General features: G+C 74.3%; 17 protein-coding genes. 11 read left to right on the forward strand and 6 right to left on the reverse strand.

What is annotated here, in order from left to right; translation table 11 throughout:
* Window positions 1-227 precede the first annotated feature (227 nt).
* Window positions 228-1,766: a histidine kinase gene (locus ACFV3R_RS24120; protein WP_385586799.1), complete on the forward strand. Its 1,539-nt coding sequence runs from the start codon at window positions 228-230 to the stop codon at window positions 1,764-1,766.
* Between the two features lie 87 nt (window positions 1,767-1,853).
* On the opposite strand, the gene ACFV3R_RS24125 is transcribed toward ACFV3R_RS24120, so the two are convergent.
* Together ACFV3R_RS24125 and ACFV3R_RS24130 are read right to left on the reverse strand one after the other, a co-directional pair.
* On the reverse strand, window positions 1,854-2,414 hold the full coding sequence (locus tag ACFV3R_RS24125; RefSeq protein ID WP_385586802.1) for an SUKH-3 domain-containing protein: 561 nt from the start codon (window positions 2,412-2,414) through the stop codon (window positions 1,854-1,856).
* 188 nt (window positions 2,415-2,602) lie between these two features.
* Window positions 2,603-3,247 (reverse strand): YwqJ-related putative deaminase, encoded by a 645-nt coding sequence (locus ACFV3R_RS24130; protein ID WP_385586805.1) that lies wholly within the window; start codon window positions 3,245-3,247, stop codon window positions 2,603-2,605.
* A gap of 804 nt (window positions 3,248-4,051) precedes the next feature.
* On the opposite strand from ACFV3R_RS24130, the gene ACFV3R_RS24135 reads away from it, so the two are divergent.
* The 4 genes from ACFV3R_RS24135 (at window position 4,052) to mfd (ending at window position 13,906) form a co-directional block, all read left to right on the forward strand.
* Window positions 4,052-5,059 (forward strand): SMI1/KNR4 family protein, encoded by a 1,008-nt coding sequence (locus tag ACFV3R_RS24135; RefSeq protein ID WP_385586808.1) that lies wholly within the window; start codon window positions 4,052-4,054, stop codon window positions 5,057-5,059.
* Between the two features lie 6 nt (window positions 5,060-5,065).
* Complete coding sequence (locus ACFV3R_RS24140) at window positions 5,066-7,741, forward strand: SUKH-4 family immunity protein (RefSeq protein ID WP_385586811.1); 2,676 nt, start codon at window positions 5,066-5,068, stop codon at window positions 7,739-7,741.
* A 693-nt stretch (window positions 7,742-8,434) separates the two neighbouring features.
* Complete coding sequence (locus ACFV3R_RS24145) at window positions 8,435-10,048, forward strand: hypothetical protein (RefSeq protein ID WP_385586814.1); 1,614 nt, start codon at window positions 8,435-8,437, stop codon at window positions 10,046-10,048.
* A gap of 306 nt (window positions 10,049-10,354) precedes the next feature.
* A complete protein-coding gene (gene mfd, locus ACFV3R_RS24150; protein WP_385586817.1) occupies window positions 10,355-13,906 on the forward strand; it encodes a transcription-repair coupling factor in 3,552 nt (1,183 codons plus the stop codon).
* A gap of 175 nt (window positions 13,907-14,081) precedes the next feature.
* Here the strand turns inward: mfd and ACFV3R_RS24155 are convergent, their stop codons facing one another.
* Window positions 14,082-15,539, reverse strand: a complete 1,458-nt coding sequence (locus ACFV3R_RS24155; protein ID WP_385586820.1) for a DUF2079 domain-containing protein — start codon at window positions 15,537-15,539, stop codon at window positions 14,082-14,084.
* Window positions 15,540-16,140: 601 nt separating this feature from the next.
* On the opposite strand from ACFV3R_RS24155, the gene ACFV3R_RS24160 reads away from it, so the two are divergent.
* The gene (locus tag ACFV3R_RS24160; RefSeq protein WP_385586823.1) at window positions 16,141-16,920 is read left to right on the forward strand and encodes an HNH endonuclease family protein; all 780 of its coding nucleotides are present in this window, start codon (window positions 16,141-16,143) and stop codon (window positions 16,918-16,920) included.
* 66 nt (window positions 16,921-16,986) lie between these two features.
* A complete protein-coding gene (locus ACFV3R_RS24165) occupies window positions 16,987-18,117 on the forward strand; it encodes a DUF6183 family protein (protein WP_385586826.1) in 1,131 nt (376 codons plus the stop codon).
* Window positions 18,118-18,264: 147 nt separating this feature from the next.
* On the opposite strand, the gene ACFV3R_RS24170 is transcribed toward ACFV3R_RS24165, so the two are convergent.
* Window positions 18,265-19,422: an FAD-dependent monooxygenase gene (locus ACFV3R_RS24170; RefSeq protein ID WP_385586828.1), complete on the reverse strand. Its 1,158-nt coding sequence runs from the start codon at window positions 19,420-19,422 to the stop codon at window positions 18,265-18,267.
* A 69-nt stretch (window positions 19,423-19,491) separates the two neighbouring features.
* Here ACFV3R_RS24170 and ACFV3R_RS24175 point away from each other — a divergent pair, with 69 nt between their 5' ends.
* The 3 genes from ACFV3R_RS24175 to ACFV3R_RS24185 all read left to right on the forward strand — a co-directional run bounded on the left by ACFV3R_RS24175 (window position 19,492) and on the right by ACFV3R_RS24185 (window position 22,065).
* A complete protein-coding gene (locus ACFV3R_RS24175) occupies window positions 19,492-20,049 on the forward strand; it encodes a TetR/AcrR family transcriptional regulator (RefSeq protein WP_385586831.1) in 558 nt (185 codons plus the stop codon).
* A 253-nt stretch (window positions 20,050-20,302) separates the two neighbouring features.
* On the forward strand, window positions 20,303-20,953 hold the full coding sequence (locus ACFV3R_RS24180; RefSeq protein ID WP_385586834.1) for a SurA N-terminal domain-containing protein: 651 nt from the start codon (window positions 20,303-20,305) through the stop codon (window positions 20,951-20,953).
* Between the two features lie 149 nt (window positions 20,954-21,102).
* A complete protein-coding gene (locus ACFV3R_RS24185; protein ID WP_385586837.1) occupies window positions 21,103-22,065 on the forward strand; it encodes a nucleoside triphosphate pyrophosphohydrolase in 963 nt (320 codons plus the stop codon).
* Between the two features lie 41 nt (window positions 22,066-22,106).
* On the opposite strand, the gene ACFV3R_RS24190 is transcribed toward ACFV3R_RS24185, so the two are convergent.
* Both ACFV3R_RS24190 and ACFV3R_RS24195 read right to left on the reverse strand, forming a co-directional pair.
* Entirely contained in the window at window positions 22,107-22,646 is a 540-nt protein-coding gene (locus ACFV3R_RS24190; protein WP_385586840.1) for a hypothetical protein, read from the reverse strand.
* The gene (locus ACFV3R_RS24195) at window positions 22,589-23,461 is read right to left on the reverse strand and encodes an MFS transporter (protein WP_385586842.1); all 873 of its coding nucleotides are present in this window, start codon (window positions 23,459-23,461) and stop codon (window positions 22,589-22,591) included. The genes ACFV3R_RS24190 and ACFV3R_RS24195 overlap by 58 nt, the downstream gene beginning before the upstream one ends.
* Window positions 23,462-23,523: 62 nt before the next feature.
* Here ACFV3R_RS24195 and ACFV3R_RS24200 point away from each other — a divergent pair, with 62 nt between their 5' ends.
* Window positions 23,524-24,852, forward strand: coding sequence for an aminotransferase class I/II-fold pyridoxal phosphate-dependent enzyme (locus ACFV3R_RS24200; RefSeq protein WP_385586844.1), 1,329 nt, complete (start codon window positions 23,524-23,526; stop codon window positions 24,850-24,852).
* Window positions 24,853-24,894: the final 42 nt, after the last annotated feature.

The following is a 24,894-nucleotide window of genomic DNA, read 5'->3' on the forward strand; positions in this document are numbered from 1 at the left end:
GCGCCGAGGGCGTGGTGCGCGGACGGAGGGAGGAGGTGCTTCGTGTGGAGGTCATGACGGGATCGTCGCCCGCCGGAAGGCCCTCGCGCATCGAAAACACGGTCGATTCACCAGTTCGAGCGAACGTTCGTTCGTTGCGGTGTGTGTGGTGAGGGCCTTGGGGATTACTGGTCCTGCACCCGCACACACCGAGTCGGGGGATCAACGGTTTCCGTAGGGTGGTGGACATGAAGGGCACGGGGGAGAGCGGTGGTACGGCGGTGGCACGAGGGGCGCCCGGGGCATCCGGGGCGGGACCCTGGTGGTGGCCGCGGCGCCGCTCAGCAGTCTTCGACATCCTGCTGGCGCTGGTCTCGATGGCGGAGTGCGCCAGTGAGGGGAGGGACTTCGCACGGGACGCCGGCATACCGACGGCTTCAGGCGTGGCACTCGGCCTCGTGGTCGGCTCGGTCCTGCTGCTGCGGCGGCGCTGGCCCGTGGCGGTGGTCCTGGTCTCGGTTGCGGTCACACCCGCGGAGATGGGTTTCCTGCTGGGAATCGCCGGCCTCTACTCGCTGGCGACCTCGGACATACCGCGCAGCACCACGGCCACGCTGGCCGGCATGTCCATCGTGGGCACACTGGTCGTGACCTACCTCAAGCTCCGGTCGGAGATCGCCTCCGACCCCGACTTCGACCCACCGCTGCTCTTCGTCCCCGGTGTCTCGCTGGCGATGGGGCTGGTGCTCACGGCACCTCCGGTCCTGCTCGGCCTGTACGTCAGGGCCCGGCGCCGCCTGGTGGAGAGCCTGCGCGACCGTGCCGACGGCCTGGAGCGGGAACTCTCGCTGCTGGCCGACCGGGCGGAGGAGCGCGCCGAGTGGGCCCGCAACGAGGAGCGGGCACGCATAGCCCGCGAGATGCACGACGTGGTGGCGCACCGCGTCAGCCTGATGGTGGTGCACGCCGCCGCGCTGCGGGCCGTCGTGAGCCGGGACCCGGAGGCGGCCTCACGCAACGCCGAGCTCGTGGGCGACATGGGGCGCCAGGCCCTGACGGAGCTGCGCGAGATGCTGGGGGTGCTGCGGTCCTCCCCGGCCGACCGCGAGGCAGCCGGGGCCGAACGGCTGGCAGCGATGGTCTCCGGGGCGGAGACGAGCACACGCGGCGCGGCGGGCGGGAGCCGTCCGGCGGCCGACGCCGACCCTCGCCCCGGCGCGGATCAGTCCGGGAGCAGCGCCCCGGGCTCCCGCGGGCCGGCGCCGCGGGGTGTGACGCCGGCAGGCCAGGTCCCCGCTCCACGGCGCAGCCCCCGGGACCAGCCGGCAGCGCCCTCGCGCCCTGGCGCCGGGTGGCAGTCGCGTGCGGTGGACGGTGACGCCGACGGGCCACACCTGTCCGGGCTGGAGGATCTGGTCGAGCAGTCCCGTGCGGCCGGTATGACCGTCGAGCTGTCGGTCGACGGGAAGAGCGACGCCTACGGGCGGGGTGTGGAACAGACGGCCTTCCGCGTGGTGCAGGAGGCGCTGACCAACGTCCACAAGCACGCACCGGGGGCCCGGACACGGGTACGGGTGGCACACCGTGAGGGTGAGCTGGCCATCCAGGTGGAGAACGGCCCCTCGAACGGTGCGGCCTCCGACGCCGGTCTGCCGAGTGGGGGCAACGGCCTCCTGGGGATGCGGGAGCGTGTGGCCTCGCTGGGAGGGGTGTTCGTCTCCGGCGTGACGGAGGCCGGGGGGTTCCGGGTCTCGGCGGTGTTGCCGGCGGTGGGGATGACGGCCTGAGGAGTCCCGACGCGCGGCCGGCTGGGGACGGCCGACGCGCCAGGACCCGGATCGCTGAGCGAGCACCCAGGGAGCGGAACAGGGCCTTCAGGGGAGGGAGACGGTCAGCCGGGTGGGCTGGTTGCCGAGGATCAGGGTGGCGAGCGCCTGGTCGAGGGTGGCGCCGAGGAACCAGTCGCCGCTGTGGTCGAGGCTGTAGACCCGTCCCTCGCCGTCGATGGTGAGGACGGCTCCGCTGTCGTCCTCACCTCCCAGGGGCGCCATCTCGGTACCGAGGGCGTGCCCCAGGTCGCCGAGAGTGCGTGCCAGGTGGAGACCGCGGAGGGGGTCGAGGGTGAACGTGACGGGTGCGAGCTGCCGACCGGGAGCGCTGGGGGTGACGGTGAGGCCGCCGAACTCCGCCCATGCCTCCACGGCGCCCGCGAAGACGGCGTGCCGGTGGCCGCCGGGCGAGCTGTGGGCTCGGAGGGCGTCGGCCCAGTGCTCGGTCTGCCTTATGTCCCAGCGGCCCGGCTCCCAGCCGGCCGCACGCAGAGTGGCGTCGACGGCGACGGGAAACCTGGTGGCCTCCCGCTGGTGAGCGGGGCTGCTCGTACCGAGTGACGGCGGGGGCGGCGCCCCGTCGCCGGGCGGGGTCGGGGAGGGCACGCGCCCGGTGGACCTCGGGCGCGGAGCGTGCGGGCGTCCCGGGGAGGCAGGTCGGCCGCCAGGGGGCATGTCGGGTGGCGTCATGGTCAGCGTTCAGTCGGCGGGTGTGATGAGTGGTCGGCGGGTGTGAGGAGTGGTCGGCGCCCGGAGGCGCGGGGGAGGGGCAACGGTCCGGGGTGGTCCGCCGGTCAGTCGGGTGTGGCGGCGTCGGGGGCTGCGGGTGCGACGGGGGTGACGTTGAAGTGCGCGAGGAGCGCATCGCAGGAGGTGCAGGGGGTGGCGTAGGTGCCGTGCGCGGGGTCACCGTCCTCCCGGATGTGCCGAGTGGTGATCTTGGCGTGGCGGAACGCCCGTCGGGCTTCGCCGGTGGTGAGCGGTTTGCGGGCGGCGCGCTTGCTGCGCGAGCTGTCCACGGTGCTCAGGTGCCGGGAGAGGAGCACGGCCTCGGGGCACCGTCCGGTGAAGCGGTGCCGGCGCTCCGTCGCCAGCGCGTCCAGGAAGTCCTGGATCAGGGGGTGGTGGGCGGGCGGCTGCTCCCCGCGGCTTGCGGTGCAGGTGAGCGTGGTGCCGCGTACCGAGAGCGCAGCCGCGGTGGTGGGGAGGATGCCGTCGCGGCGGTGGCGGAGTACCGGCGTCTCCGTGGCGGGGGAGGCGCTCCACTGGACCCGGGGGTCGTCGGAACGGGTGGCCGGCTCCGGTGCGCTGTCCGCGCCATGGGGCGCGACGGCAGCAGAACGCGTGCCGGCCTCGCCGCGGCGGACGCGGCGCGACTCGGCTTCGGCGCCAGGTGCCTCCGTGCCGGACGAAGTGGTGGGTCGTGTAGTGGTGCTCATTGGGCTGCCGTTCCTCCCCGTGGCCCGGATTGCGGTGTCCCGCTGACTAACGGGGGTGATCAGCCTGCCAAATGGCGCGGCTGTTGGGGAAGTCGGGTGTGCTGTCCGGAATGTCGTTCTGTTGTGCTGGGGGTCAGGTTGGGGGAGTCGTCGCCGGACGGGCACGGAAGCGAAACCCCGGCTCCCCGGCTCCCACTGCGTCGGGCACTCCCCCGGGAACGCTCGGAGCGCCACAGGGGCCACAGCGCCACAGCGCCACAGCGTCTTCGTGTCAGCAGGCCAGAGCTAGAGCACCTCGGACCGAAGGCTTGCGGACCTCCGGTTCGCAGACCCACGGCTCGCAGCCTCATGACTTACGGACTGACGACTTGCGGACTTGCGGACTTGCGACTCAGGGGCCCACGACTCGCAGACTCACGACTGACGGACTCACGACTGACGGGCCCGCGGCCGGCCGGCGAGGTCCGCACACGGGGTCGGGCACGCGGTGTCGGCACGCGGTGTCGGCACACGAGGTCCGCACACGGGACCGGTGCCCGGGGCCGGCAGGCGAGGTCCATACACGGGACCGGTGCACGAGGGTGGCTCCCGGGGCCGGTTCGCGCACGTGGTGCGGGCGCCGGTTCGTGGTGCCGATCGTGGTATCGGTTCGCGGGCCGGTTGGTGAGGCCCTGTCGGTGTTCCGTCGGGTCGGGGTGTGGTGCCCGGCGGGGGCCCGGGTGGTCCGCAGGCGGGGCGTCGGCCGTGGTGACGGACGGCATAGGCTTGGGGTGAGTAGCCGGTTCCAAGCAGGGGGCAAGTGCCATGACGACAGGTGGTCTCGGGCTGGAAGGGGCTTCCGGTCCCCGGGCTGACGGGCGTGCCACGCCGCCGAACACGGCCTACGCAGGGCAGGTCGTGCACTTCCCCGACCCGGTACGTGCCGCACGGCACCCGGCGGGAGTGTGGGTGGACGAGGACGGGTACCCCGACTTCTCCCCCTACGCGCGGGCCGCGGTGGAGATCGCCGCCCCTCCCGAGGGCTTCGGGGTGGACGAGTTGCGGCTCACCGACTTCGTCTCGGCCAATGCCGCCCAGTACGGCGAAGGACACGAACTCTGGGCAGAAGGCTCCTCGGTGGCCACGCCCCACGGCTGGACCTGGCACCACAAGGCGTTCACGCGCCGGCTCGAACTCGTGCCCGTCGAGGTGAAGGCGCTGCTGCGGCACCACGGTGGGCTGACCACGTCCCGTCCGGACCAGGAGAAGCTCGGGACGCGGCCGTTGCAGGAGACCCGGCCGGCACACTTCGCCGTACCGCCCCGGGAGACCGCGGTCTCCGAGGAGCAGGTGGTCGACGCCGAGGAGAAGCTGGGCTACCGGTTGCCCGGCGCCTACCGGGCCTTCCTGAAGGCGGCCGGCGGCTGCGCCCCGGTGGGGGTGGCCCTCGACGCCGAGCTGGGACTTCTGGTGGACCAGCCGTTTTTCACCGTGCGGGACGACGCGGCCCTCAACGACCTCGTCTACGTCAACAAGTGCCTGCGCGACCACCTCTCCAAGGACTACCTCGGGGTGACCTTCGTCCAGGGCGGCGTCATCGCCGTCAAGGTAAGGGGCGAGGACCGGGGGACGGTGTGGTTCGCCGCCTACGACGACGCCCGGGACCGGGACGGCCTGGACGTCCAGCAACGGATGACCGGTCTGCTCAGGCCCTGCGGAGCGGACTTCGACGATTTCCTGCTGCGGTTGGCCGGCGATCCGCCGGAGTTGGAGACGGTGGCGAACCTGATGGTGGACGGTGGCTTCGCGCAGGCCGTTCCGGTGGAGGGGTGAGGCGCGGTGGTGACGTTCGCGCAGGCGCAGGAGCGCGCTGAGGGCTGGGCCAACGGCGGTGTGCCCGCACAGCAGCACCGTGAGGTGCGGGTGCGGGAGTTCGACCTGGGCTTCGTCGCCTGGTCGGAGGACCGTGCGGGCGGCCCCACGACCGACGGCGGCCGGACCCGCCTGGTGATCGCCCGGGACAGCGGAGAGACGACGCTGTGGCCGGGGCTCCCGGTGGGCGAGGTGATCCGCCGGTACACCGAGGAGTACGGTGCGGCTCCGGTGGCGCCGGTGGCCCCCGCGCCGCAGCAGCGTGTGGACCTCAACGCCACGTCCTTCCTGCTGACGCCCCCCGACTGGCTCCAGGAAGCGGCGGACGCGATGGGCGTCCCCGACCACAGGACCCCCTCCCCGGCCACACCGGCCCCGGCAGCCCCACCACCCTCTGCCGCCACGGCTCCCACGGCCTCGTCGGCTGTCCCCGGGCCGCCGGCTCCGAGCACCCACGGTCCGGCCGGCGTGCCCGCGGCTTCCGTGGCCGAGGAACCCTCGCTCACCGTGTCCGCTCCGCCGCTGGTGGGCTCGGACGAGGACGATCGCGGTCAGGCGGCGCAGCAGAGCCGGCCGGATGCGAAGACGGAACTGCTGCGCAGGGGTGAAGTGCTGCCGCCCACGCGGGTGGCTCCCACCGCCGACGCCTCCTCGCCCACTGCCGGAGCCCCGGCAGGCGGAAGCCCTACGGGGGGAATCGCCGCTGGCGGCACCCCTGCCGGCGGCACCCCCGCCGGCGGAGGCTCCACTGGTGGTGGGCTGGTCGACCTGCCGCCGCCCACCGGTCCCGCCGTGGCCGACCTGCCGCCGCCGTTCGCCGTGCCGCCCGGGCCCGCCCCCGCGGAGGGGGCTCCGGCCCCGGGGCCGTCCGCCTTCCCGGGACCGGCCTCGTCCGGTGGCGTTCCCTCCAGCGGCAGTGCCTTCAGCGCCGGTGCTTCCAGTGGCGTGGCTTCCGGTTACGTCCCGACCCAGATGGTCTCGCAGGTCGAACTCGGCGAGCAGGACGGGCCGCAGAGTCGTGACAGCGGTCACGCGGTACCGGGTCCGGGGGCGTCCGGAGCGGAGCAGGGCGGAGCCCAGACACCGGCTCCGTCCGGTGGCGCGCAGCCGGGCGGGGTGCACGCGGCGGCCACGATGCTGGCCGACGGGTCGGCGCTGCCGGGCAACGTCGCGGCAGCAGGCCGTGGCGGTGGACAGGCCGGTGGGCCGGGTGTGCCCCCGCCGCCGCCTCCGCCTCCGAACGCTCCCCGGTCCGCTGGCGGTCAGGAGGCGCGTGGGGCCACGGCCCGAGCCGGTGGACCGCCGCCCCCGCCGCCGCCTCCTCCGCAGGTGCCCGGCCCGAACGGCGTCCCTGCGGCAGCGCCGGCGCCGCCCGGACCGGTGGGGGGCGCCGGCACGCCTGCCGGGAACGGTCCTTCCTCGGGCGGGGTCCATGCGGCGGCGACCATGCTCGCCGACGGCGCGGCGTTGGCCGGTGCCGGCGGACCAGGGGGAGGCCCTGCCGCCGGACCGCCCGGGCCGCCCGGCCCGGTGCCGGCGCATGGCGCCTCCGGCTTCCCGCCGCCCCCGGCACCACAGCCCCAGGCCGGCCACCCCCAGGCTCCCCAGCCTTCGGTCCCGCAGGCGCCCCACCCGCCCCAGATGCCCCAGACACCAGGGCAGCCGACGGTGGGCCCGGGGTACATGGCGGTGCTCAGTTACCGTGCGCCGGACGGGTCGGAGCAGAAGATCGTGCGGAGGTCTGCGCCCGGCACCCCGCACCCCGAGTGGCAGTTGCTGCACGAGCTGCGGACGATGAACGTTCCTCCGCAGCAGGTGGTGGAGCTGCACACCGAACTCGAGTCGTGTGACCTGCCCGGCGGTTACTGCGCCCGCATGGTGCGGGAGACGTGGCCCCAGGTACGGATCAGCCACACCGCCCCCTACGGCTCGGACCACGCCTCGCGGCAGCGCGGGGTGCAGCACCTGCTGGAGCACCAGGGGGAGCTGCACCAGGTCGCCGACGGCCCGGCACGACCGGCCCCGGTGCGGGTACCGCTGCCGCACCCGTCCCAGGTGCCGCCGATCCCGCCGGTGCCCGTCCAGGCGCTGGGCCCGGAACTCGACCACGCATTCGGGCGGTCGGTGTTCCGTTTCGACCAGCGGGCCGTGTCGCGGCAGGGGGTCCCGGACATCGTCGCCCAGACCCTGGTGTGGGCCGGGCTTCCGGTCGACTTCGGGCCGTTCTTCTGGGCGCAGGCGCAGCCTCAGCGCCCGGTGCCGACCCTGGCCGAACTGGCGGCGGAACGCGGTGTGCAGCCGGCTGCCGACGCGGGTTCGTACCTGGTCATGGGCAACGACTTCGGGCGCCAGATCTGCGTGCAGTACGGCACGGCGCACATCGTCGCGGTTCCGCTGCACGCCGGGCCGGGCGGCGGTCCGGCACCGGCCCAGTTCGTCAACAGCGGACTGCCCGAGTTCGTCCGCTGCCTGGCGATGCTGGGCCGCATGTGGCGACTGCGGGTGGGACTCACGCCGGAGCAGGCGGGCCGCTGGACGGTCGACTTCCAGGCCCAGTTGGTCGCCCTCGACCCGGCTGCCCTGAGCACACCCGAGACCTGGTGGGCGATGCTGCTGGAACAGATGTGGGACGGACTGCTCTGAACCGTCTCGGGTGAACCCCGCCTCGCCAGGACTCCCCGCTTCAGGCTCCCCTGGTCGGGCCTCACCTCGGCGGCGAAGTACGGGCATGCGGCGAGGCGTGCGTGCCCCCCACGGCCCGGCGGCCGGGCTCGAACGAGCCGACCGCCGGGGCCGTCTTCCGTGTGCCCTGCCTGCCCTTCCTTCCCTGCCTGCCCCTGCGGCCCGCTTGCCTGCCCCTGCGCGCGCTTGACCGCCCGGTTCTCTCCTTCGACCCCGTCCCCACCCTGCGCCCTTCTGCCTTCCCGGCCTACTGACCTCCTGACGCGCCGGCCTCGCCTTTTCCGACTTCGCCTTTTCCGGCTTCGCCGTTTCCCGGTCTCGCCGTTTCCCGGTCTCGCAGTCGTCCGGTCTCGCCGTTCTCCTGCGTCCGCCGCTCTGTGCCCCTTCCGCCCCGACCGGGCCGACGTCCCGTCGGGGGCTCGCCCCGTGGCGTCGCGCCGGGTTCCGTTCCGTCGGGTTCCTGGCACGTCGCACTCTTCGTCTGCGGGACAAATAACGCATTCTTGGAGGGGTAAGTGTTCCGGAGCCGTGTTCGCCCGGGCGTGGGAGAGGTCGTAAGTGATGAGTGGTGCATCGATGTCGCCGTACGGGTTCGAGACGGTACGGGGACGTGGGTACCACCCGGCGGAGGTGGACCGCCGGGTGGAGGGGTTGATGGCCGATCGCGACTCCTGTTGGGAGCGGGCCGGCCGGCTCGCCGCGACGGTGGAACAGGCGACGGCGGAACTGGACGAGCTGCGCGCCTACGTGGCCCAGCTGCCGCCGCAGACCTACGAGTCGCTCGGCGAGCAGGCCCGACTCATCCTCACCACCGCCGAGTCGGAGGCCGAACGGCTGCGGGAGACGGCGCGCGAGGCAGCCGAGGGGGAGACCGAAGCTGCGGACCGGTTCGCGCGGGAGACCGGGGAGGCCGCTCGCAGGGAGGCGGGGGCGCTCCGCGCGGACACCGAGGAGGCCGCCCAGCGCCGCGTCGCCGACGCCCGAGCGGAGGGCGACCGGGTGCTGGCGGAAGCCCGGGAGGACGCCGCCCGCCAGCGGCAGGAGGCGGTGGAGGCGTGGGAGGACACCCGTCGACGGTGCGCCGAGCTTCTGCGGGAGGTGGAGCAGGACGAGGCAGCGCGCACGGAGGAGGCCGCACGCCGGGAAGCCGCGGCGGAGGCGGCCCTCGAAGCGCGGATCGCCGCCATGGAGGAGCGGGAGCGTGCGGTGTGGGCCGAGGCGGAGCGGCTGTATGCACGGGCTGAGGAGGAGGCGCGTCACCGGCAGGAGGATGCGGAGGCGCGCGGGGAGGACCTGTTGCGTCAGGCGCGTGCGGAGGTCGAGCGCATCGAGCGGGTCACCGAGCGGGTGCTGCGCGAGCACGAGGACCGGAGCGAGGAGCTGCGGACGCACATGGCCCACGTCCGCGACACCCTCGCCGCCCTGACAGGGCGGGCCCCCGCGATCGAGCCCGAGGAGACCGGACGGCCCGGCGCCCCGGTTCCTGCCCTGGCGGACACTCCGCCCCCTCAGCTTCCTGCTGCCTCGGAAACGGCTGGTGTCGAGAACGGGAGCCACCCGACGAACGAAGCCCTGGCCGGGAACAGCGACGGCGACCGCGACGGCGACACCGGCAGCGCCGAGACCCCGGCTGGCTCCGGCGACGGCGCCGAGGCCCCGGCCGGGATCGGATACAGCACCGGTGACGCAGAGCGCGCCGACAGCGAGGCGCCCACCGACATCGAGGCGCCCACCGGCAACGAGGCGCACACGGACAGTAAGGCGCACACGGACAGTGAGGCCCGCGCCGGTGGCGAGGACCGCACCGGCGACACGGCACAGGCCGGGCGCGAAGCCCGCGAGGAGGCTGTCTTCCGCGTCGAGGACACCCCCCGGCGCGAGGACGCCTTCGGGAGCGAGGGCACGATCCCGGCGCAGACGACAGAGGCACCAGAGAAGGCAGCGCAGTCCGAGTCGGCAGCGCGGTCCGAGTCGGCAGCGCCGCCGGAGTCGGTGGCGTCGTCCGAGACGGCAGCGTCCCCGGCGGACGCAGCAGCCCCGGCGGGCGCAGCGTCCCCGGCGGACGCAGCAGCCCCAGGGGCGGAGCCGTCAGCCGCGGTGGCGGGGGCGTCGGAGCCCTCGGAGCCCTCGGGGTCGTCGGAGCTGTCGGAGGTGTCCTCGCGTCCGGGTGTCCCCGCAGCGCGCTCGGTGAGTGACGTGCGTCGTCCGGTCGGCGATCCCGACAACGAGGACACGATCGAGACCGGGCTGCCGAGGCTGGCCGGCTGAGAGCCGTCCGCCCCGGACGAGAGGGCATGGCCCGGCCGCTCCCGGACCGTGGTGCCCGCCCGGCCTCCGCCCCGCCCCCGCCCCGCTGCCGTTCCGGCCGGGCGGGGGCGGTGGGCTCGGGCGTAGGCTGGAAGCTCCCGGCCCGTCTTGCGGTGGCCGGCGCCCGTCCTTCGGGGGCGGGTGCCGGTGGCAGTGGGCTCGGGGTGTTCGTGCTGCCCGGGTCGGCGTGACGTCGCCGCGTCCTGGGCGCGCGGTCCGCCGCACCGCATGTCCTCGTCGTATCGCTCCCGGGACGGAAACCTTTACATGAGCCTGACAGGTCTCCTCGACGCCGTCGTACAGGACCCGGCGCTCGCCGAAGCGGTGCAGGCGGCCACCGACGGCCACCGGCCGCACGTCGACGTGGTCGGGCCGCCCGCCGCGCGCCCCTTCACCGTCGCCGCGCTGGCGCGCGAGGCGAAGCGCCCGGTGCTGGCCGTGACCGCCACCGGACGGGAGGCGGAGGACCTCGCGGCGGCGCTGCGCTCGCTGCTGCCGCCCGAGGGCGTGGCGGAGTACCCCTCGTGGGAGACGCTGCCGCACGAGCGGCTCTCGCCGCGCTCGGACACCGTCGGACGCCGGCTGGCGGTGCTGCGGCGGCTGACGCACCCGGACCCGGAGGACCCGGCCACCGGGCCCGTCTCCGTGGTGGTCGCCCCGGTCCGCTCGGTCCTCCAGCCGCAGGTCAAGGGGCTCGGCGACCTCAAGCCGGTGAGTCTGCGCACCGGCGAGAGCGCGGACCTGGCCGAGACCGTCGACGCGCTCGCCGCAGCCGCCTACGCGCGCGTGGAACTCGTCGAGAAGCGCGGTGAGTTCGCGGTGCGCGGCGGCATCCTGGACGTCTTCCCGCCGACCGAGGAGCACCCGCTGCGGGTGGAGTTCTGGGGCGACGACATCGAGGAGATCCGCTACTTCAAGGTCGCCGACCAGCGTTCGCTGGAGGTGGCCGAGCACGGGCTGTGGGCCCCGCCGTGCCGCGAGCTGCTGCTGACCGAGGACGTCAGGGAGCGGGCGGCGGCCCTGGCCGAGCTCCACCCCGAGCTGGGCGAACTGCTGGGCAAGATCGCCGAAGGCATCGCGGTGGAGGGCATGGAGTCCCTCGCCCCCGTCCTCGTCGACGAGATGGAGTTGCTGCTGGACGTGATGCCGGCGGGCGCCATGGCGGTTGTCTGCGACCCCGAGCGGGTCCGTACCCGCGCCGCCGACCTGGTGGCGACCAGCCAGGAGTTCCTCCAGGCCTCCTGGGCGGCGAGCGCGGGCGGCGGCGAGGCGCCGATCGACGTGGGTGCCGCCTCGCTGTGGGGCATCGCCGACGTCCGCGACCACGCCCGGGAGCTGGGCATGCCCTGGTGGTCGGTGAGCCAGTTCGCCGCCGACGCCGCCCGCGACGTGCTGGACGGCGAGGGCGGGGCCGACACCCTCCAGCTCGGCATGCGCGCGCCCGAGTCCTACCGCGGCGACACCCGGCGGGCGCTTGCCGACACCCAGAGCTGGCTGGCCGAGGGGTGGCGCACGGTGTACGTCACCGAGGGCCAGGGCCTCGCCTCCCGGACCGTCGAGGTGCTCGGGGCCGAGAACATCGCCGCCCGCCTCGACCCGGACCTCACCGACCTCGCCCCGTCCGTGGTGCACGTGGCCTGCGGCAGCGTGGAGAACGGCTTCGTCGACGAGGCGCTGAAGCTGGCGGTGCTCACCGAGACCGACCTCTCCGGTCAGCGGGCGGCGGGCCGCGAGGGCCAGCGGATGCCGGCGCGGCGGCGCCGCACCATCGACCCGCTGACGCTGGAGGCGGGCGACTTCATCGTCCACGAGCAGCACGGTGTGGGCCGCTACATCGAGATGGTGCAGCGCACCGTGCAGGGCGCCACCCGCGAGTACCTGCTGGTGGAGTACGCCCCCGCCAAGCGCGGCCAGCCCGGCGACCGGCTCTACATCCCCACCGACCAGCTGGAGCAGGTCACCAAGTACGTCGGTGGCGAGGCACCCACCCTGCACCGGCTCGGCGGCGCCGACTGGACCAAGACCAAGGCGCGTGCCAAGAAGGCCGTCAAGGAGATCGCCGCCGACCTGATCAAGCTGTACTCGGCGCGGATGGCCGCCCCCGGCCACGCCTTCGGGGCCGACACCCCCTGGCAGCGTGAGCTGGAGGACGCCTTCCCCTACGCGGAGACGCCCGACCAGCTCACCACCATCGGCGAGGTCAAGGAGGACATGGAGAAGTCGGTCCCCATGGACCGGCTGATCTGCGGCGACGTCGGCTACGGCAAGACCGAGATCGCGGTGCGCGCCGCGTTCAAGGCGGTGCAGGACGGCAAGCAGGTGGCCGTGCTGGTGCCGACGACGCTGCTGGTGCAGCAGCACTTCGGCACCTTCACCGAGCGCTACGGCCAGTTCCCCGTCAACGTCCGGGCGCTCAGCCGCTTCCAGACCGACACCGAGGCCACCGCCGTGCTGGAGGGCCTCAGGGACGGGTCGGTCGATGTCGTCATCGGCACCCACCGCCTCTTCTCCTCGCAGACGAAGTTCAAGGACCTCGGCCTCGTCATCGTCGACGAGGAGCAGCGCTTCGGCGTCGAGCACAAGGAGCAGCTCAAGAAGCTCCGGGCCAACGTCGACGTGCTGACGATGTCCGCCACGCCCATCCCCCGCACCCTGGAGATGGCGGTCACCGGCATCCGCGAGATGTCGACGATCACCACGCCGCCCGAGGAGCGCCACCCGGTCCTCACCTTCGTCGGCCCCTTCGAGGACAAGCAGATCGGCGCGGCCGTCCGCCGCGAACTGCTCCGCGAGGGCCAGGTGTTCTACATCCACAACCGGGTGGAGTCCATCGACCGGGCCGCGGCCCGGCTCCGCGAGATCGTGCCCGAGGCGCGGATCGCCACCGCCCACGGCCAGATGTCGGAGGCGGCACTGGAGCAGGTCGTCGTCGACTTCTGGGAGAAGAAGTTCGACGTGCTGGTCTCGACCACCATCGTGGAGTCCGGCATCGACATCTCCAACGCCAACACCCTCATCGTCGAGCGCGGCGACAACTTCGGCCTCTCCCAGCTGCACCAGCTCCGCGGCCGGGTGGGCCGGTCCCGCGAACGCGGTTACGCCTACTTCCTGTACCCGCCGGAGAAGCCCCTGACGGAGACCGCCCACGAGCGGCTGGCGACCATCGCCCAGCACACCGAGATGGGCGCCGGCATGTACGTGGCGATGAAGGACCTGGAGATCCGCGGCGCGGGCAACCTGCTGGGCGGGGAGCAGTCCGGGCACATCGCGGGCGTCGGCTTCGACCTGTACGTACGGATGGTCGGCGAGGCGGTTGCCGACTACCGGGCCTCGCTGGAGGGCGGCGTGGAGGAGGAGCCGCCGCTGGAGGTGAAGATCGAGCTGCCGGTCGACGCGCACGTCCCGCACGACTACGCCCCCGGCGAGCGGCTGCGCCTCCAGGCCTACCGGTCGATCGCCGCGGCCTCCACCGAGGAGGACATCCGGGCGGTGCGTGAGGAGCTCACCGACCGCTACGGCAAGCTGCCGGAGCCGGTGGAGAACCTGCTGCTGGTGGCGGGGCTGCGCATGCTGGCCCGCTCCTGCGGCGTGGCCGACATCACCCTGCAGGGCTCCAACATCCGCTTCGCGCCGGTGGAGCTGCGCGAGTCCCAGGAGCTGCGGCTCAAGCGGCTGCACCCGAGGGCGATCATCAAGGCCACCGGCCACCAGGTGCTGGTGCCGCGCCCGACGACCGGGAAGATCGGCGGGAAGCCGCTGGTGGGTCGCGAACTGCTGTCCTGGGTGGGTGAGTTCCTCACCACCGTGGTGGGCGGCTGAGGCGTCGCGTGGGCGGGGGAGCGCCGGGCGCCGGTGCTCCCCACCCCGGACCGGGGGCCGGTCGTGCGCCGACACCCCGGGCGGGTGCCGTGCGCAGTGCCCCTCGGGCCGGGCCCGAGGCCGGGGCCGTGCGCGGGCGCCCCGCGGCCCTGCCGGTCAGTCGCCCGGCGCCCGGTCAGTCGCCCGGCGCCCGGTCGTCGTCCTTCCTTGGGCCGTCGTCCTTCCCTGCGCCGGGGTGCTGCGCGCCGTCCGGCTCCGGCTGACGGTCCAGCACCAGGACCCCGCCCGCTGCCCCCAGCACCTCGTAGTGCGTACCGGGGTGGCGGCGCTCGGCGTCGCGTGCGGCCTGCTCGGTGGAGAGGCCAAGGTGCGTCTCCACCGTGACGTAGTCGGGGGCCAGGCCGCCGGTGGCGCCGATCCAGAACACCCGGGTGCGGCCGGTGAGATGGCTGATGGGACGGATGTCGGACTCCACCGTCGCACCGTCGGGCACCCGCTCCAGCAACCGCGCGGCCGCCTTCGCCCCCTCCGGCACCCGGTAGGCCGCGGCCTCGGTGAGCCGGGCCAGGGGCAGCGTGGTGGTGAGGGCGAGCGCGGCGGCGGCCACCGCGGCGGGCAGGTGCGCGGCGTAGGCGCGCAGCCAGGGCCGGCGCGAGACGTGCGCCCGCGGCAGCGCGTCGGCGAGGGCGAGGGCCACCACGGGCATCAGTACGGCGCTGTAGTGCCAGTCGGTGCCCCAGTAGTGGGGGTCGTGGCCGAGGAAGCGCCATGCCAGGGTGGGCAGCGCCACCAGCAGCAGCGGGGAGCGCAGCGCCAGCAGCCCCGAGGTGGGCAGCAGCGTCCACAGCAGGGTCCGCACCGCGGTGCCCAGGCCGATGCCGGCAGCCGAGGGCCCGCTGCCGCCCAGTTTGCTCCAGTAGTCGTAGGACCCTGCGGTGTTGAAGGCCGGCACCACCACGCCCAGGGTGACCGCGGTCGCCGTCAGCCCGAAGGCGACCAGCGCGATCGCCGACGGCACCGCCTGGCGGCTGCGGACCAGGACCACCGCTCCCACCGCGGCCGCCGTCACGCCGAGGTCCTCCTTCACCAGGACCAGCGGCACGGCCCACAGCACCGCCGCCGTCCACCGCCGCCGCACCACCGCCTCCAGGCTGTGGGCCAGCAGGGGCAGGGCGAAGGCCACCTCGTGGAAGTCGAAGTCGACCGCCCGCTGGAGCCCCCACGACAGCCCGTACGCCAGTCCCAGGGCCAGTCCGCGACGGCGACCCAGCAGGTGGGTGCTCGCCCGCGTCACCGGCACCACCGACCAGGCGAACAGCGCGGCCTGGGCGGTCAGCAGCGTCACCGGTGAGGGCAGCAGCCGGTAGAAGGGGGCCAGGAGGGCCAGCACCGGGCTGAAGTGGTCGCCCAGCAGGTTGGTGCCCGGGCCCTTCAGGTCGGCCACCGGCGCGTGCAGGTGGGCGTAGCCGCGGACGGCCTGCTCGAAGATGCCCAGGTCCCAGGAGATGGTGGCGAACGAGCGGTAACGGCCCACGGACAGCACGGTCCAGGCGACGAAGAGGACTGCCGCCAGCCAGTACGGGTCGCGGCTCGGGCCCCGCAGGAAAGCGGTCCGGGCACGCAGGACGTCCACGACCCGGTGCCTCCCGGCGTGCCTCGTCCCCGCCGCGCGGTGCTGCGGGGCGTCCGGTCCGGCCGCCCGGGGCCCCGGCGGGGCGTGGCGTGGCCGGGGCAGGTGTGTCGCGGCCGTCGGGGCGTCCGCCGGGGGACCGTCGCCTTCCCGGCCGGCCCGGTGCTCGGGCGGACGCGCGGGGGCGGGGACCTCCGGCGGTTGTGGGGGTGGCGCTCCCCGTTCGCCGTCCTCCCGCGCGCCGTCCGCGGTACCGCTGCCCGGGTTCACCGGCTCCACCCCACTCCTGAAAGCCGTTCAGCCGGATGTTCCGCCCTCCGGCCCGGTGAACGGCCGCCCACGCCCTTCGGAGGGGAGACGAGCGTGGAGCGGGCCCTGTTCCCGTGCCCGGCCCAACCGCTGGTGGCGCCCGTCACACGGCGCGTCCGCCCGGCTCCGTACCCGCCCGTCCCGCCGGCCTTGGTGGGCCGCCGGCGCGCAGGTCCTCCGCACACCCCCCACCGGGTGCCCAGGCCGGGCGGCCCGGTCCTATGCTGCGCTGGCGGGGCCGCCGGGCCCCGGGACTTCTGGCCGGGGGTGGCACACGGTGGGGACGGAGAGACGGATGAGGTTTCGAGCCGGGCGGGGGCGTGTCCTTCCGCCGTTCGCCGCACTGCTCGGCGCGGCGCTGCTGCTCGCCGGGTGCAAGGGCGTCGACCTGCCTTCGGACGGTGCCCCCTCCGGTGCGTCCGCCCCGACGTCCGGCGCCGGGCGGGCCGTCAGCCCGCTGGACAATCCGGACGGGACGAAGCCCGGTCTGGCCGCCATCACCTCGGCGGCGGACAGAGCGAAGGCCAGGACTCTGATCGAAAAGGTGGCCACGAAGGGCAGGGGCCCCAGGACGGGTTACGACCGCGACGACTTCGGATATGCGTGGATGGATTCAGCACCGGGGGGCATTCCCTTTGCGCATAACGGGTGTGACTCGCGGAACGATGTGCTGAAGCGCGATGGGGAGAAAGTCCGGTTCCGCGACGGATCGGACTGCGTCGTAGCGTCGATGACGCTGCACGACCCCTATACGGGGAAGACCATCACCTGGACCAAGTCCCGCGCCACGGCAGTCCAGATCGACCACGTGATGCCGCTCTCCTACGACTGGCAGATGGGTGCCGCGCACTGGGACAAGGGCAAGCGCGAGGACATCGCGAACGACCCGCTCAACCTCATTCCGGTGGACGGCCCCACCAACGGTTCCAAGAGCGACTCCGGGCCGGCCTCCTGGCTGCCGCCGAACAAGCAGATCCGCTGCTCCTACTCGGTGCGTGTGGCCCAGGTGTCCGTGAAGTACGACCTGCCGGTCACCTCGCCCGACAAGGCCATGATGCTCAAGCAGTGTGGCTGACCGTGCCGTGACGATGCGGGGATATGCGGTCGACCACGGGTTCGCCGACACGTAGGCTCCGCACCCGTGGCTGATCGCATTGAGCAGATTGTGGCGAAACTTCCGGATCAGAAGAGTGTCACCGGCGTGTGGGAGGTGGCTGAGCGTCACCTCGCGCTGGGAGATGCTGCCTTCCTCGCGGACCTCGGTATCGCCCTTGCCGGCGTGTACGGCTCCGACGCCAGCCGGATCCGGCAGTACGGAAGTGTCTTCGACTATCTGCTCCGGCTGCTGGCCACCACGCCTGGCCCCGACCACGTCGCCGAGGCGTTGCGGCTGGTGTCCGGCACAGAAACCGCCGACTCGGACCTGGACCGTTACGCGGCCTCTCTGCTGGCCTCAAGCCACCCCGTGGAGGAACTGGCCGTGGCGTTCACCGGAGAAGCCTCCGAGGAACTCCGCGCCTGCCTCGTCCACGAACTGGTGCTCAGGGGCGCCGACGTCACGCAGGCTCCGGGGGTTGCAAGATGGGCGATGTCGCCCCACTGGAGCTACCACCCGCTCGGATGGCTGCCGTTGGCGCTGTCCGATGTGGAAGGGCAGCCGGATCTGCCCAGTTACAGCGCCCGCGGCGGCAGCCACTCGATGCCGTACGGCTCGCCGGCCAATGGCGAGGTGCGGGCTGATGCCGGGACGCGTGTGCCGTCGGTCGAGGAAACGACGACCCAAGCCGCCGCCAAGGGCATCGGCACAGCTGTGGCGAACTGGGCCGAGGAGTCGAACGGCCGGATCGAGGCACGGGTCTTCGGTCTGGCCGCTCCCCTGGGGGCCGAGTCCCTACCGGGCATGTTGCTGGGACTCGGTCTGGAATGCCTGAAGGGCGCCGGGAAGAAGAAGACCACCTTCTCGGTCGCGGCCTGCCCGCCGGACCAGGCGTGGAGCGTTCTCTTCGCCGCCGCGTCCACGGGGGGTGCCTACAGCTCCGGCGCACGCGGTGCTTACGGACGGCTGGCCGCCTGGCAGTCCCTGGCGGGTCTCTCCGGTGTTGCCGGCGGTTCCCCGGTGGAGGAGGTCGAGCAACGCGCACGGGAGTGCACCTGGTACGGCTTCGGCGCCGGTACCAAGTGGTTCGAGCACGTGGCCTGGGACATCGGCCTGGCCTCGCTCTCCCCGGAACGTCGACGACTGGCGGTGTTGGCTGCGACGGACACCGATTGAGCATGCCCGCGAACCCGCTGCGGCGAAGTCCTGACCAGGCACTGGTCACGGGGGCGGAACGGACCGCAGGGCACGGCGGAGACCGGCTCGTGCGGTGGTGAGGTCGTCCTCCGCCTCACGCAGTCGGCCGGCGGGGTGGGGGCCGGGTCAGCCCAGCCGCGGCGGGACCCAGTCGTGGTGCCGGAGGACGGTGCGCACGGTGGCGCGGGAGGGAGCCAGCCGCATTGCGGTGTTGCGCAGGGCGACGGCCCACGGACGGGAGAGCTGCTGGCCCAGCCGCCCGGCCTGCCGGGCGGCGCGTGCCACTTGCTGGCTGCGTGGCCGGCGCTCGGCGTCGTACCGGACGAGCGCGGCGTCGACGGTGGGGCCGGCGGCGAGCGAGGCGGCCAGCGTGACCGCGTCCTCCAGGGCCTGGCAGGCGCCCTGCCCCAGGTGGGGGGTCATCGCGTGCGCGGCGTCACCGAGCAGCGCGATCCGGCCGGCCGTGTACGAGGGCAGCGGCGTGCGGAGTTCGTGGACGTCGTGGTGGAGCACCGCCTCGGCAGGCACCGCGTCGAGCAGGGCCGGGATCGGGTCGTGCCAGTGGTGGAACCGCCGGCGCAGCGCGGCCAGGGGGTCGTCGAACCGCGTCCCGGCGGGCAGGCTGAGGACCGCGTGCCACTCGGCCCGTCCGTCGGGGAAGGCGATGTGCCCGAACTCGGCGCCGTGCCCCCAGGTCAGCTCGAAGTCCGTGGGCAGGTCGACCGGTTCCCCGGTGACGGCGCGCAGGACCGTCGAGCCGCTGTAGACCGGCCCGGGGTGGTCGGGGAAGAGCAGGCCGCGCACCCTGCTGCCGACGCCGTCGGCCGCCACCACCAGATCGGCGTCCAGGGCCGTGTCACCGCAGTCGACGCGGACGGTCCCCGGCCCGGTCTGCCGCACCGCTGCGGCCTCGGAGCCGGTCAGCAGCGTCCCGGCGGGCAGGGCCTGGCGCAGCAGCCGGTGCAGCGCGGAGCGGCGGATGCCCCGGATCGGCGTCCCCACCGCCTTCTCCAGCGCCGCGCCGTCCAGCCGGGCCAGCCAGCCGCCCCGCGGGGTGCGGGTGCCGCCGCTGTACTGGCCCCGTGAAGCCTGCCTGACCGCCGCGCCCACGCCGAGTGCGTCCAGGGCCCGGAGGCCGTTGGCGGCCAGCGAGATGCCCGCCCCCGCGTCCTGCAGCGCGGACGCACGCTCCAGGACCGTCACCCCCCAGCCGATGCGGCGCAGGCCGATCGCGACCGCCAGGCCGCCGACACCCCCTCCGACGACCACCGCTGAACGCCCCATGGCCAACCCCCTTCTACATCTGTAGAAGGCGGACTCTACCCGGGTTGCTACAGGTGTAGAAAAGGGGTCATGGCTACGGACCGGCGCACCTCTCTCGCGGACTCGGCTCTGGACGTACTCGCCGACGAAGGCGTCCGCGGCCTGACCCACCGCGCAGTGGACCGCAGGGCAGCCGTGCCGCCCGGCACCACCTCCGCGTACTTCCGCACCCGGGCCGCCCTCCTCACCGGGCTCGTCACCCGCCTGGTCCGGCTCGACCAGGCGGAGCTCCAGGGGACGGCCGAACAGCTCCCGCCGCTGCGCACGCCCGGGGACCTGGTGGACGGCCTGCTGCTGCTGACCCGTCAGCGCCTCACCGGTGAGGGGCGCCGCCGCTCCCTCGCCCGGCACGCCTGCGCCGTCGAGAGCGTGCGCGACCCGGAGCTGCGCGAGATCCTCCTGCCCCGCGAGAACGCCGGCCGCGAGGCCGTGCGGTCCTTCCTCGCGGCGCGCGGCGTGCCGGACTCCGAGCATCGCGCGCACACGCTGCTGACCTGCGTCGACGGACTGGTCTTCGACCGGCTCGTGTGCGGGGGCGACGTGCCGCGCGAGGACCTGGAAGGGCTCGTCGCCGCCGCCCTGCGCTGAGCCCGGGCCGGGCGCGAACCCGAGCCCGGGCGGGCCGGGTTGCGGGTCTGCGCCGCGGGAGGCCGCCGTCCCGGCGCAGGGTGAGAAACCGGACGGGCGGCAACTCGTTGGTCGAACCAGTGGCCCACCTCACCCCGACTCCCTACCATCGATCAAGGCCGGGCCGTCGGGGCATGCCAACCGGCGTCCGGTGCCGCGCACCGAGCACGTCCTCGTCCGTATCGGAAAGCACCACCACACGCCGGGAGGCTGAGTGTTCCGCCGTAGGACCGTCCTCTCCGTCAGCGCGGCCGCCGCCATCGTGGCCGCGACGCCCCTCCTCGCCGCCTGCGGAAGCCAGGCGCACCCGGGCGCCGCAGCCGTGGTCGACGGCCGACGGATCACCGTCTCACAGCTCCAGGCGCAGGTGGCCGGGGTGCGGGAGGCCCAGTACCGGGCTCCGCAGAGCGCCCAACTCGTGCAGGGTTCGGGCACGTTGAGCCTCGTCGTCCTCAACCGCATGGTCTTCGACCGGGTGGTGGCGCGCGACGCCCGGGACGCCGGCGTCAAGGTCAGCGACCGGCAGGTGCAGTCCCTGCGGGCCTCCTACGAGAAGAGCGCCGGGGGAGCCACCGGGCTGAAGCAGCTCTGGCTCCAGCAGCAGGGCATCGCACCCGACGAGATCGACACCACCGTCCGCAACCAGCTGCTCATGGACGGCGTTGCCAAGCACCTGGGCGTCGACCGGAGCCGGCCCGAGGGCCAGCAGGCGCTGGTGAAGTCGCTGGCCGCCACCTCGAAGAAGATGGGGATCGACGTCAACCCCCGCTACGGGACCTGGAACGACGACCAGGTGACGCTCGGGCAGGCCAAGGAGGCCTGGATCACCCCGCCGGCAACGGCCACCGCCACCTCGGGCCAGTAGCCCCGGGCCGGGCCGGGGGCGCGGCCGGGCGCCGCCCCCACGGCCGGCCGCCCCACCACCCCGCCTGGACGCCGGGTGCCCGGTGGCTGGCGGGCGGGCCTGCGGGACCGGCGGACGGTGCGGGGCCGGCGTTGCGCTACGTTCGAAGGGTGAACGCTGAAGCCGCCGGCCGCCTGGTCCTGCTCACCACCAGCCACCGTGTCGCCCCCGGGCTGCTCTCCTGGCCCGCGTGGCAGGCGCTGCACGCCGCCGACCGGGTCGTGTGCGCCGAGGCGGACCACCCCCAGCTCCCCTACCTCCGGGAGGCCGGGGTGAGCGTGGAGGAGGCCGCCCCCGACGCCCGCGAGCTGGTGGACTTCTGCCGTGAGGGCGGACGCCAGGCCGTCGTCGTCACCTCCGGCGCGGGTCAGAGCGCGCTCACCGACGGCCTGGCCCGCCTCGCCGGCTCGGGCCGCGAGACGATGCCCGACCTCGAACTCCTCCCCGGCTCCTACGACCTCCCCGGTGCCCGTCTGCTGGACCTGGTGCAGGTCATGGACCGCATCCGCCGCGAGTGCCCGTGGAGCAGCGGGCGCACCCACCAGGACCTGGTGAAGTACGGCATCGAGGAGATGTACGAACTCGTCGAGGCGATCGAGGAGGGCGACCGGGAGGAGCTGCGCGAGGAACTGGGGGACGTCCTGCTCCAGGTCGTCTTCCACGCACGCATCGCCGAGGACGACGCCGAGGGGCCGTTCTCGGTCGACGACGTCGCCGCGACGATCGTCGAGAAGCTCGTCCACCGCCACCCGCACGTCTTCGGGGACGCGACGCTGACCACGCCCGAGGAGGTCAGGGCGACCTGGCTGCGGACGAAGGCGGTGGAGAAGCAGCGCGCCTCGGTCACCGACGGCGTTCCCGTGGCCCAGCCCGCCCTCGCCTTCGCGGCCAAGCTCGCCTCCCGGGCCCGCGCAGCCGGTATCGACGCCCGGCCGGAGGGGGAGGACGTCGGGTACCGGCTGCTGGCCCTCGCGGCCGAGGCCGAGGCGGCGGGGGTCGACCCCGAGACGGCGCTGCGCGGCGCGGCGCGGGCCTACCGCGAGGCCATCCGGGCCGCCGAGGGCGTCGCCTGACCGTCCCGGACGGCCCCACCCCGGCACCCGCCCACTCCGCCTCAGCCGCCCGCCGCGACCAGGGGCGGGGCCGCGGCGTCCGGCTCGGCGCCCAGGCGCCGCCGGACCAGCAGGTTCTGCGCCCAGCAGGTGGCGATCAGGACGGCCCCCACCAGCGGCCACGCCAGCGGACCCGCCGCGACCACCCCGGTGAGGGCGAGCGGGCCGGCGCTGCGCTGCACGGACGTGGCCAGACCGTGCACGCCGAGGTAGGCACCCTGCGCCGCGGGCGGGGAGAGGGCCACCGACAGCTCCCAGGACAGGACGGCGTGGAGCATCTCCGCCGCGGTCAGGCCGAGCGTCGCCACCACCAGGGCCACCACGGCGAGGGCCGGCCCCACCAGCGCCGAGGCGGACAGCGCCAGGCATCCCACCAGGAAGACCGCGGCGAGGGGGCGGAGCAGGCGGCGGGCCGCCGGAGGGGTCGCGCCGAACCGGGACAGCGGGACCTGGCAGGCGACCACCACCACGTTGTTGATCACCATCAGCAGGGGCGCGAGGCCCAGGGGCGCTCCGGTGGCGTGCAGGATCCACAGCGGCATGGCCACCTGGAGGATCGCGTCGTCGAGGAAGAGGACCGTCTCGGTGAGGGTGTAGAGGAGGAAGAGGCGGTCACGCCAGGGGGAGCGCTCGGGCGCCGGCACGGCCTGCGGAGCCGGCGCGGCGGAGGCTGCGGAGGCGGCGCGGCGGAGGCTGCGGAGGCGGGTGAGACGACGGGAGCGGTGGCGGGTGCGGGGACGCCGGGGGGCTGCGAGGGCGCCGGCGGTTCGGCGCAACGCGTGGTGAGGGCGGCGATGACCAGGTAGGAGGCGGCATTCCCCACCAGCAGCAGGCGGTAGGCCAGCGAGGTGCCGAAGCCCAGCGCCACCGCGGCTGCCAGGCCCCCCACCGCCCAGCCGATGTTGGCCACCGTCCGGTTGACCGCCTGGTAGCGCACCCGCTCGGGGCCGGTGAGACGGGCCGCGTAGATCTTGGTGAGGACGCTGGAGGCGCGGTCGGGCAGGGCGCCGACGGCGGAGTACAGCAGCAGGAGCGCGAACTCGCGGGTCGTCAGCAGCGCCAGCAGCGCCAGCGCCCGCAGCAGCTGGGCCGTGACGAGCACCCGCGTGACGGGGAAGCGGTCGGCGAGCCGCCCGGCCAGCGGGGCGCCCGCGATCCCGATGCCACCGGAGACACCGACCAGGAGGCCCACCAGGCCCAGGGAGAGCCCGGACACCTGGGTGAAGTACAGCGCTACCGCGGAGGTCCACAGTCCCGTCCCGCACTTGTCGACGAGAGTGACGACGAGCATCCGGCGCCCGTCGGCGCCCCCTGGAACCCGTATACGGAAACGCTCCCGGCGTGATCGTGACGTCACGGTCCCCCCTTGACCCCGGCCGGGCATTGACCCCAGCTATGTACCGATACAAAATGTGTTCCGTGGCAGTACATTATGTGATCGAAGGTGGCACCGCCAGGGAGATCTCGGCCGCCGTGGAGCGCGAGGTGGCCGCGGAACGGCTCGCTCCGGGGGACTCTCTCCCACCGGTCCGACGCCTCGCCGAGGAGCTGGGCGTGGGGGCGGGCACGGTGGCCGCCGCCTACCGGGAGCTGCGGCAGCGCGGCATCGTGATGACCCGGGGCCGGGCCGGGACGGTGGTCGCGCACGCCCCGGCCGTCGGCTCGCGGCGACCGCCGAAGGTCCCCGAGGGCATTCGCGACCTGGCCGGCGGCCACCCCGACCCCGCCTTCCTGCCCGTGCTGCACCCGCCGGAGCGGTGGGGGCCGGTCCCCGGATCGCACCGCGCCGCGCCCGGCCTGCCCGAGCTGACCGAGTACGCCGGGCGGTGGTTCGCCCGCGACGGCGTCCCGGCGGACCGGATCGGCTTCGCCCACGGTGCGCTGGACTGCGTCTCCCGGCTGCTCACCGCCGAGCTGCGCCCCGGCGACGCCGTGGCCGTGGAGGACCCGGGCTTCCACCACCTGCTGGACCTCGTCCCGGCACTGGGCCTGCGGATGCTGCCGGTCGCGGTTGACGACGAGGGGATGCGGCCGGAGGCCCTGCGCACGGCCCTGCGCGGCGGGGCCAGGGCCGTGGTGTGCAGCCCGCGCGGCCAGTCCCCGACAGGTGCCCGCCTCACCGCCGACCGCCGAGCGGACCTGCTGGGCGTCCTGCGCCCGCACCCCGGGGTCCTCGTCGTGGAGGACGACCACAACGCGGACGTCGCCGACCTGCCGGGGACGCCCGCGCACTGCCTGGCCGACGCCGGACTGGAGCGCTGGGCGCAGGTGCGGACCGTCTCCAAGCACCTCGGCATCGACCTGCGCTGGGCAGCGATCGCCGGAGACGAGACCACCGTGGCCCGGCACGAGGGCCGGATGCTGGTCACCTCGGGCTGGGTCAGCCACGTCCTGCAGGAGACGGTCCTGCGCGCCCTGCGCGACCGGGCGACCGCCGACCTGGTGGCGGACGCGGCCCGCGCCTACGCCGGGCGGCGCGCCGCGCTGCTCGACGCCCTGGCCCGGCACGGCGTGAGCGCGCGGGGGGCCAGCGGCCTCAACGTGTGGGTGCCGGTGTGGGACGAGTCGGCGGTCGTGGGCGGTCTGCGGTCGCGCGGTTGGTGGGTGGCGGCCGGTGCGCGGTTCCGCGTCGCCACCGGCCCCGCGGTGCGGATCACCACCGCCGGCCTGCTCCCCGCGGAGGCGGAGCGGCTGGCGGCGGACCTCGCAGCGGTGCGCGAGGAGTCGGCGGCCACCTACGGAGGGTGAACCGCCCCCGCGGACCGGCGGACGGGGCGTCTGGGGAGTGTC

Source organism: Streptomyces sp. NPDC059740 (genome assembly GCF_042733155.1).
Taxonomy (GTDB): domain Bacteria; phylum Actinomycetota; class Actinomycetes; order Streptomycetales; family Streptomycetaceae; genus Streptomyces.

What these genes read in the sequence shown, in the direction of transcription:
- ACFV3R_RS24175 (WP_385586831.1), top strand. Translation starts at nt 19,492, where the DNA reads ATGGCTACGGACCGGCGCACCTCTCTCGCGGACTCGGCTCTGGACGTA.
- ACFV3R_RS24170 (WP_385586828.1), bottom strand. Translation starts at nt 19,422, where the DNA reads ATGGGGCGTTCAGCGGTGGTCGTCGGAGGGGGTGTCGGCGGCCTGGCG.
- ACFV3R_RS24135 (WP_385586808.1), top strand. Translation starts at nt 4,052, where the DNA reads ATGACGACAGGTGGTCTCGGGCTGGAAGGGGCTTCCGGTCCCCGGGCT.
- ACFV3R_RS24130 (WP_385586805.1), bottom strand. Translation starts at nt 3,247, where the DNA reads ATGAGCACCACTACACGACCCACCACTTCGTCCGGCACGGAGGCACCT.
- mfd (WP_385586817.1), top strand. Translation starts at nt 10,355, where the DNA reads ATGAGCCTGACAGGTCTCCTCGACGCCGTCGTACAGGACCCGGCGCTC.
- ACFV3R_RS24145 (WP_385586814.1), top strand. Translation starts at nt 8,435, where the DNA reads ATGGCCGATCGCGACTCCTGTTGGGAGCGGGCCGGCCGGCTCGCCGCG.
- ACFV3R_RS24190 (WP_385586840.1), bottom strand. Translation starts at nt 22,646, where the DNA reads ATGCCGCTGTGGATCCTGCACGCCACCGGAGCGCCCCTGGGCCTCGCG.
- ACFV3R_RS24160 (WP_385586823.1), top strand. Translation starts at nt 16,141, where the DNA reads ATGAGGTTTCGAGCCGGGCGGGGGCGTGTCCTTCCGCCGTTCGCCGCA.
- ACFV3R_RS24120 (WP_385586799.1), top strand. Translation starts at nt 228, where the DNA reads ATGAAGGGCACGGGGGAGAGCGGTGGTACGGCGGTGGCACGAGGGGCG.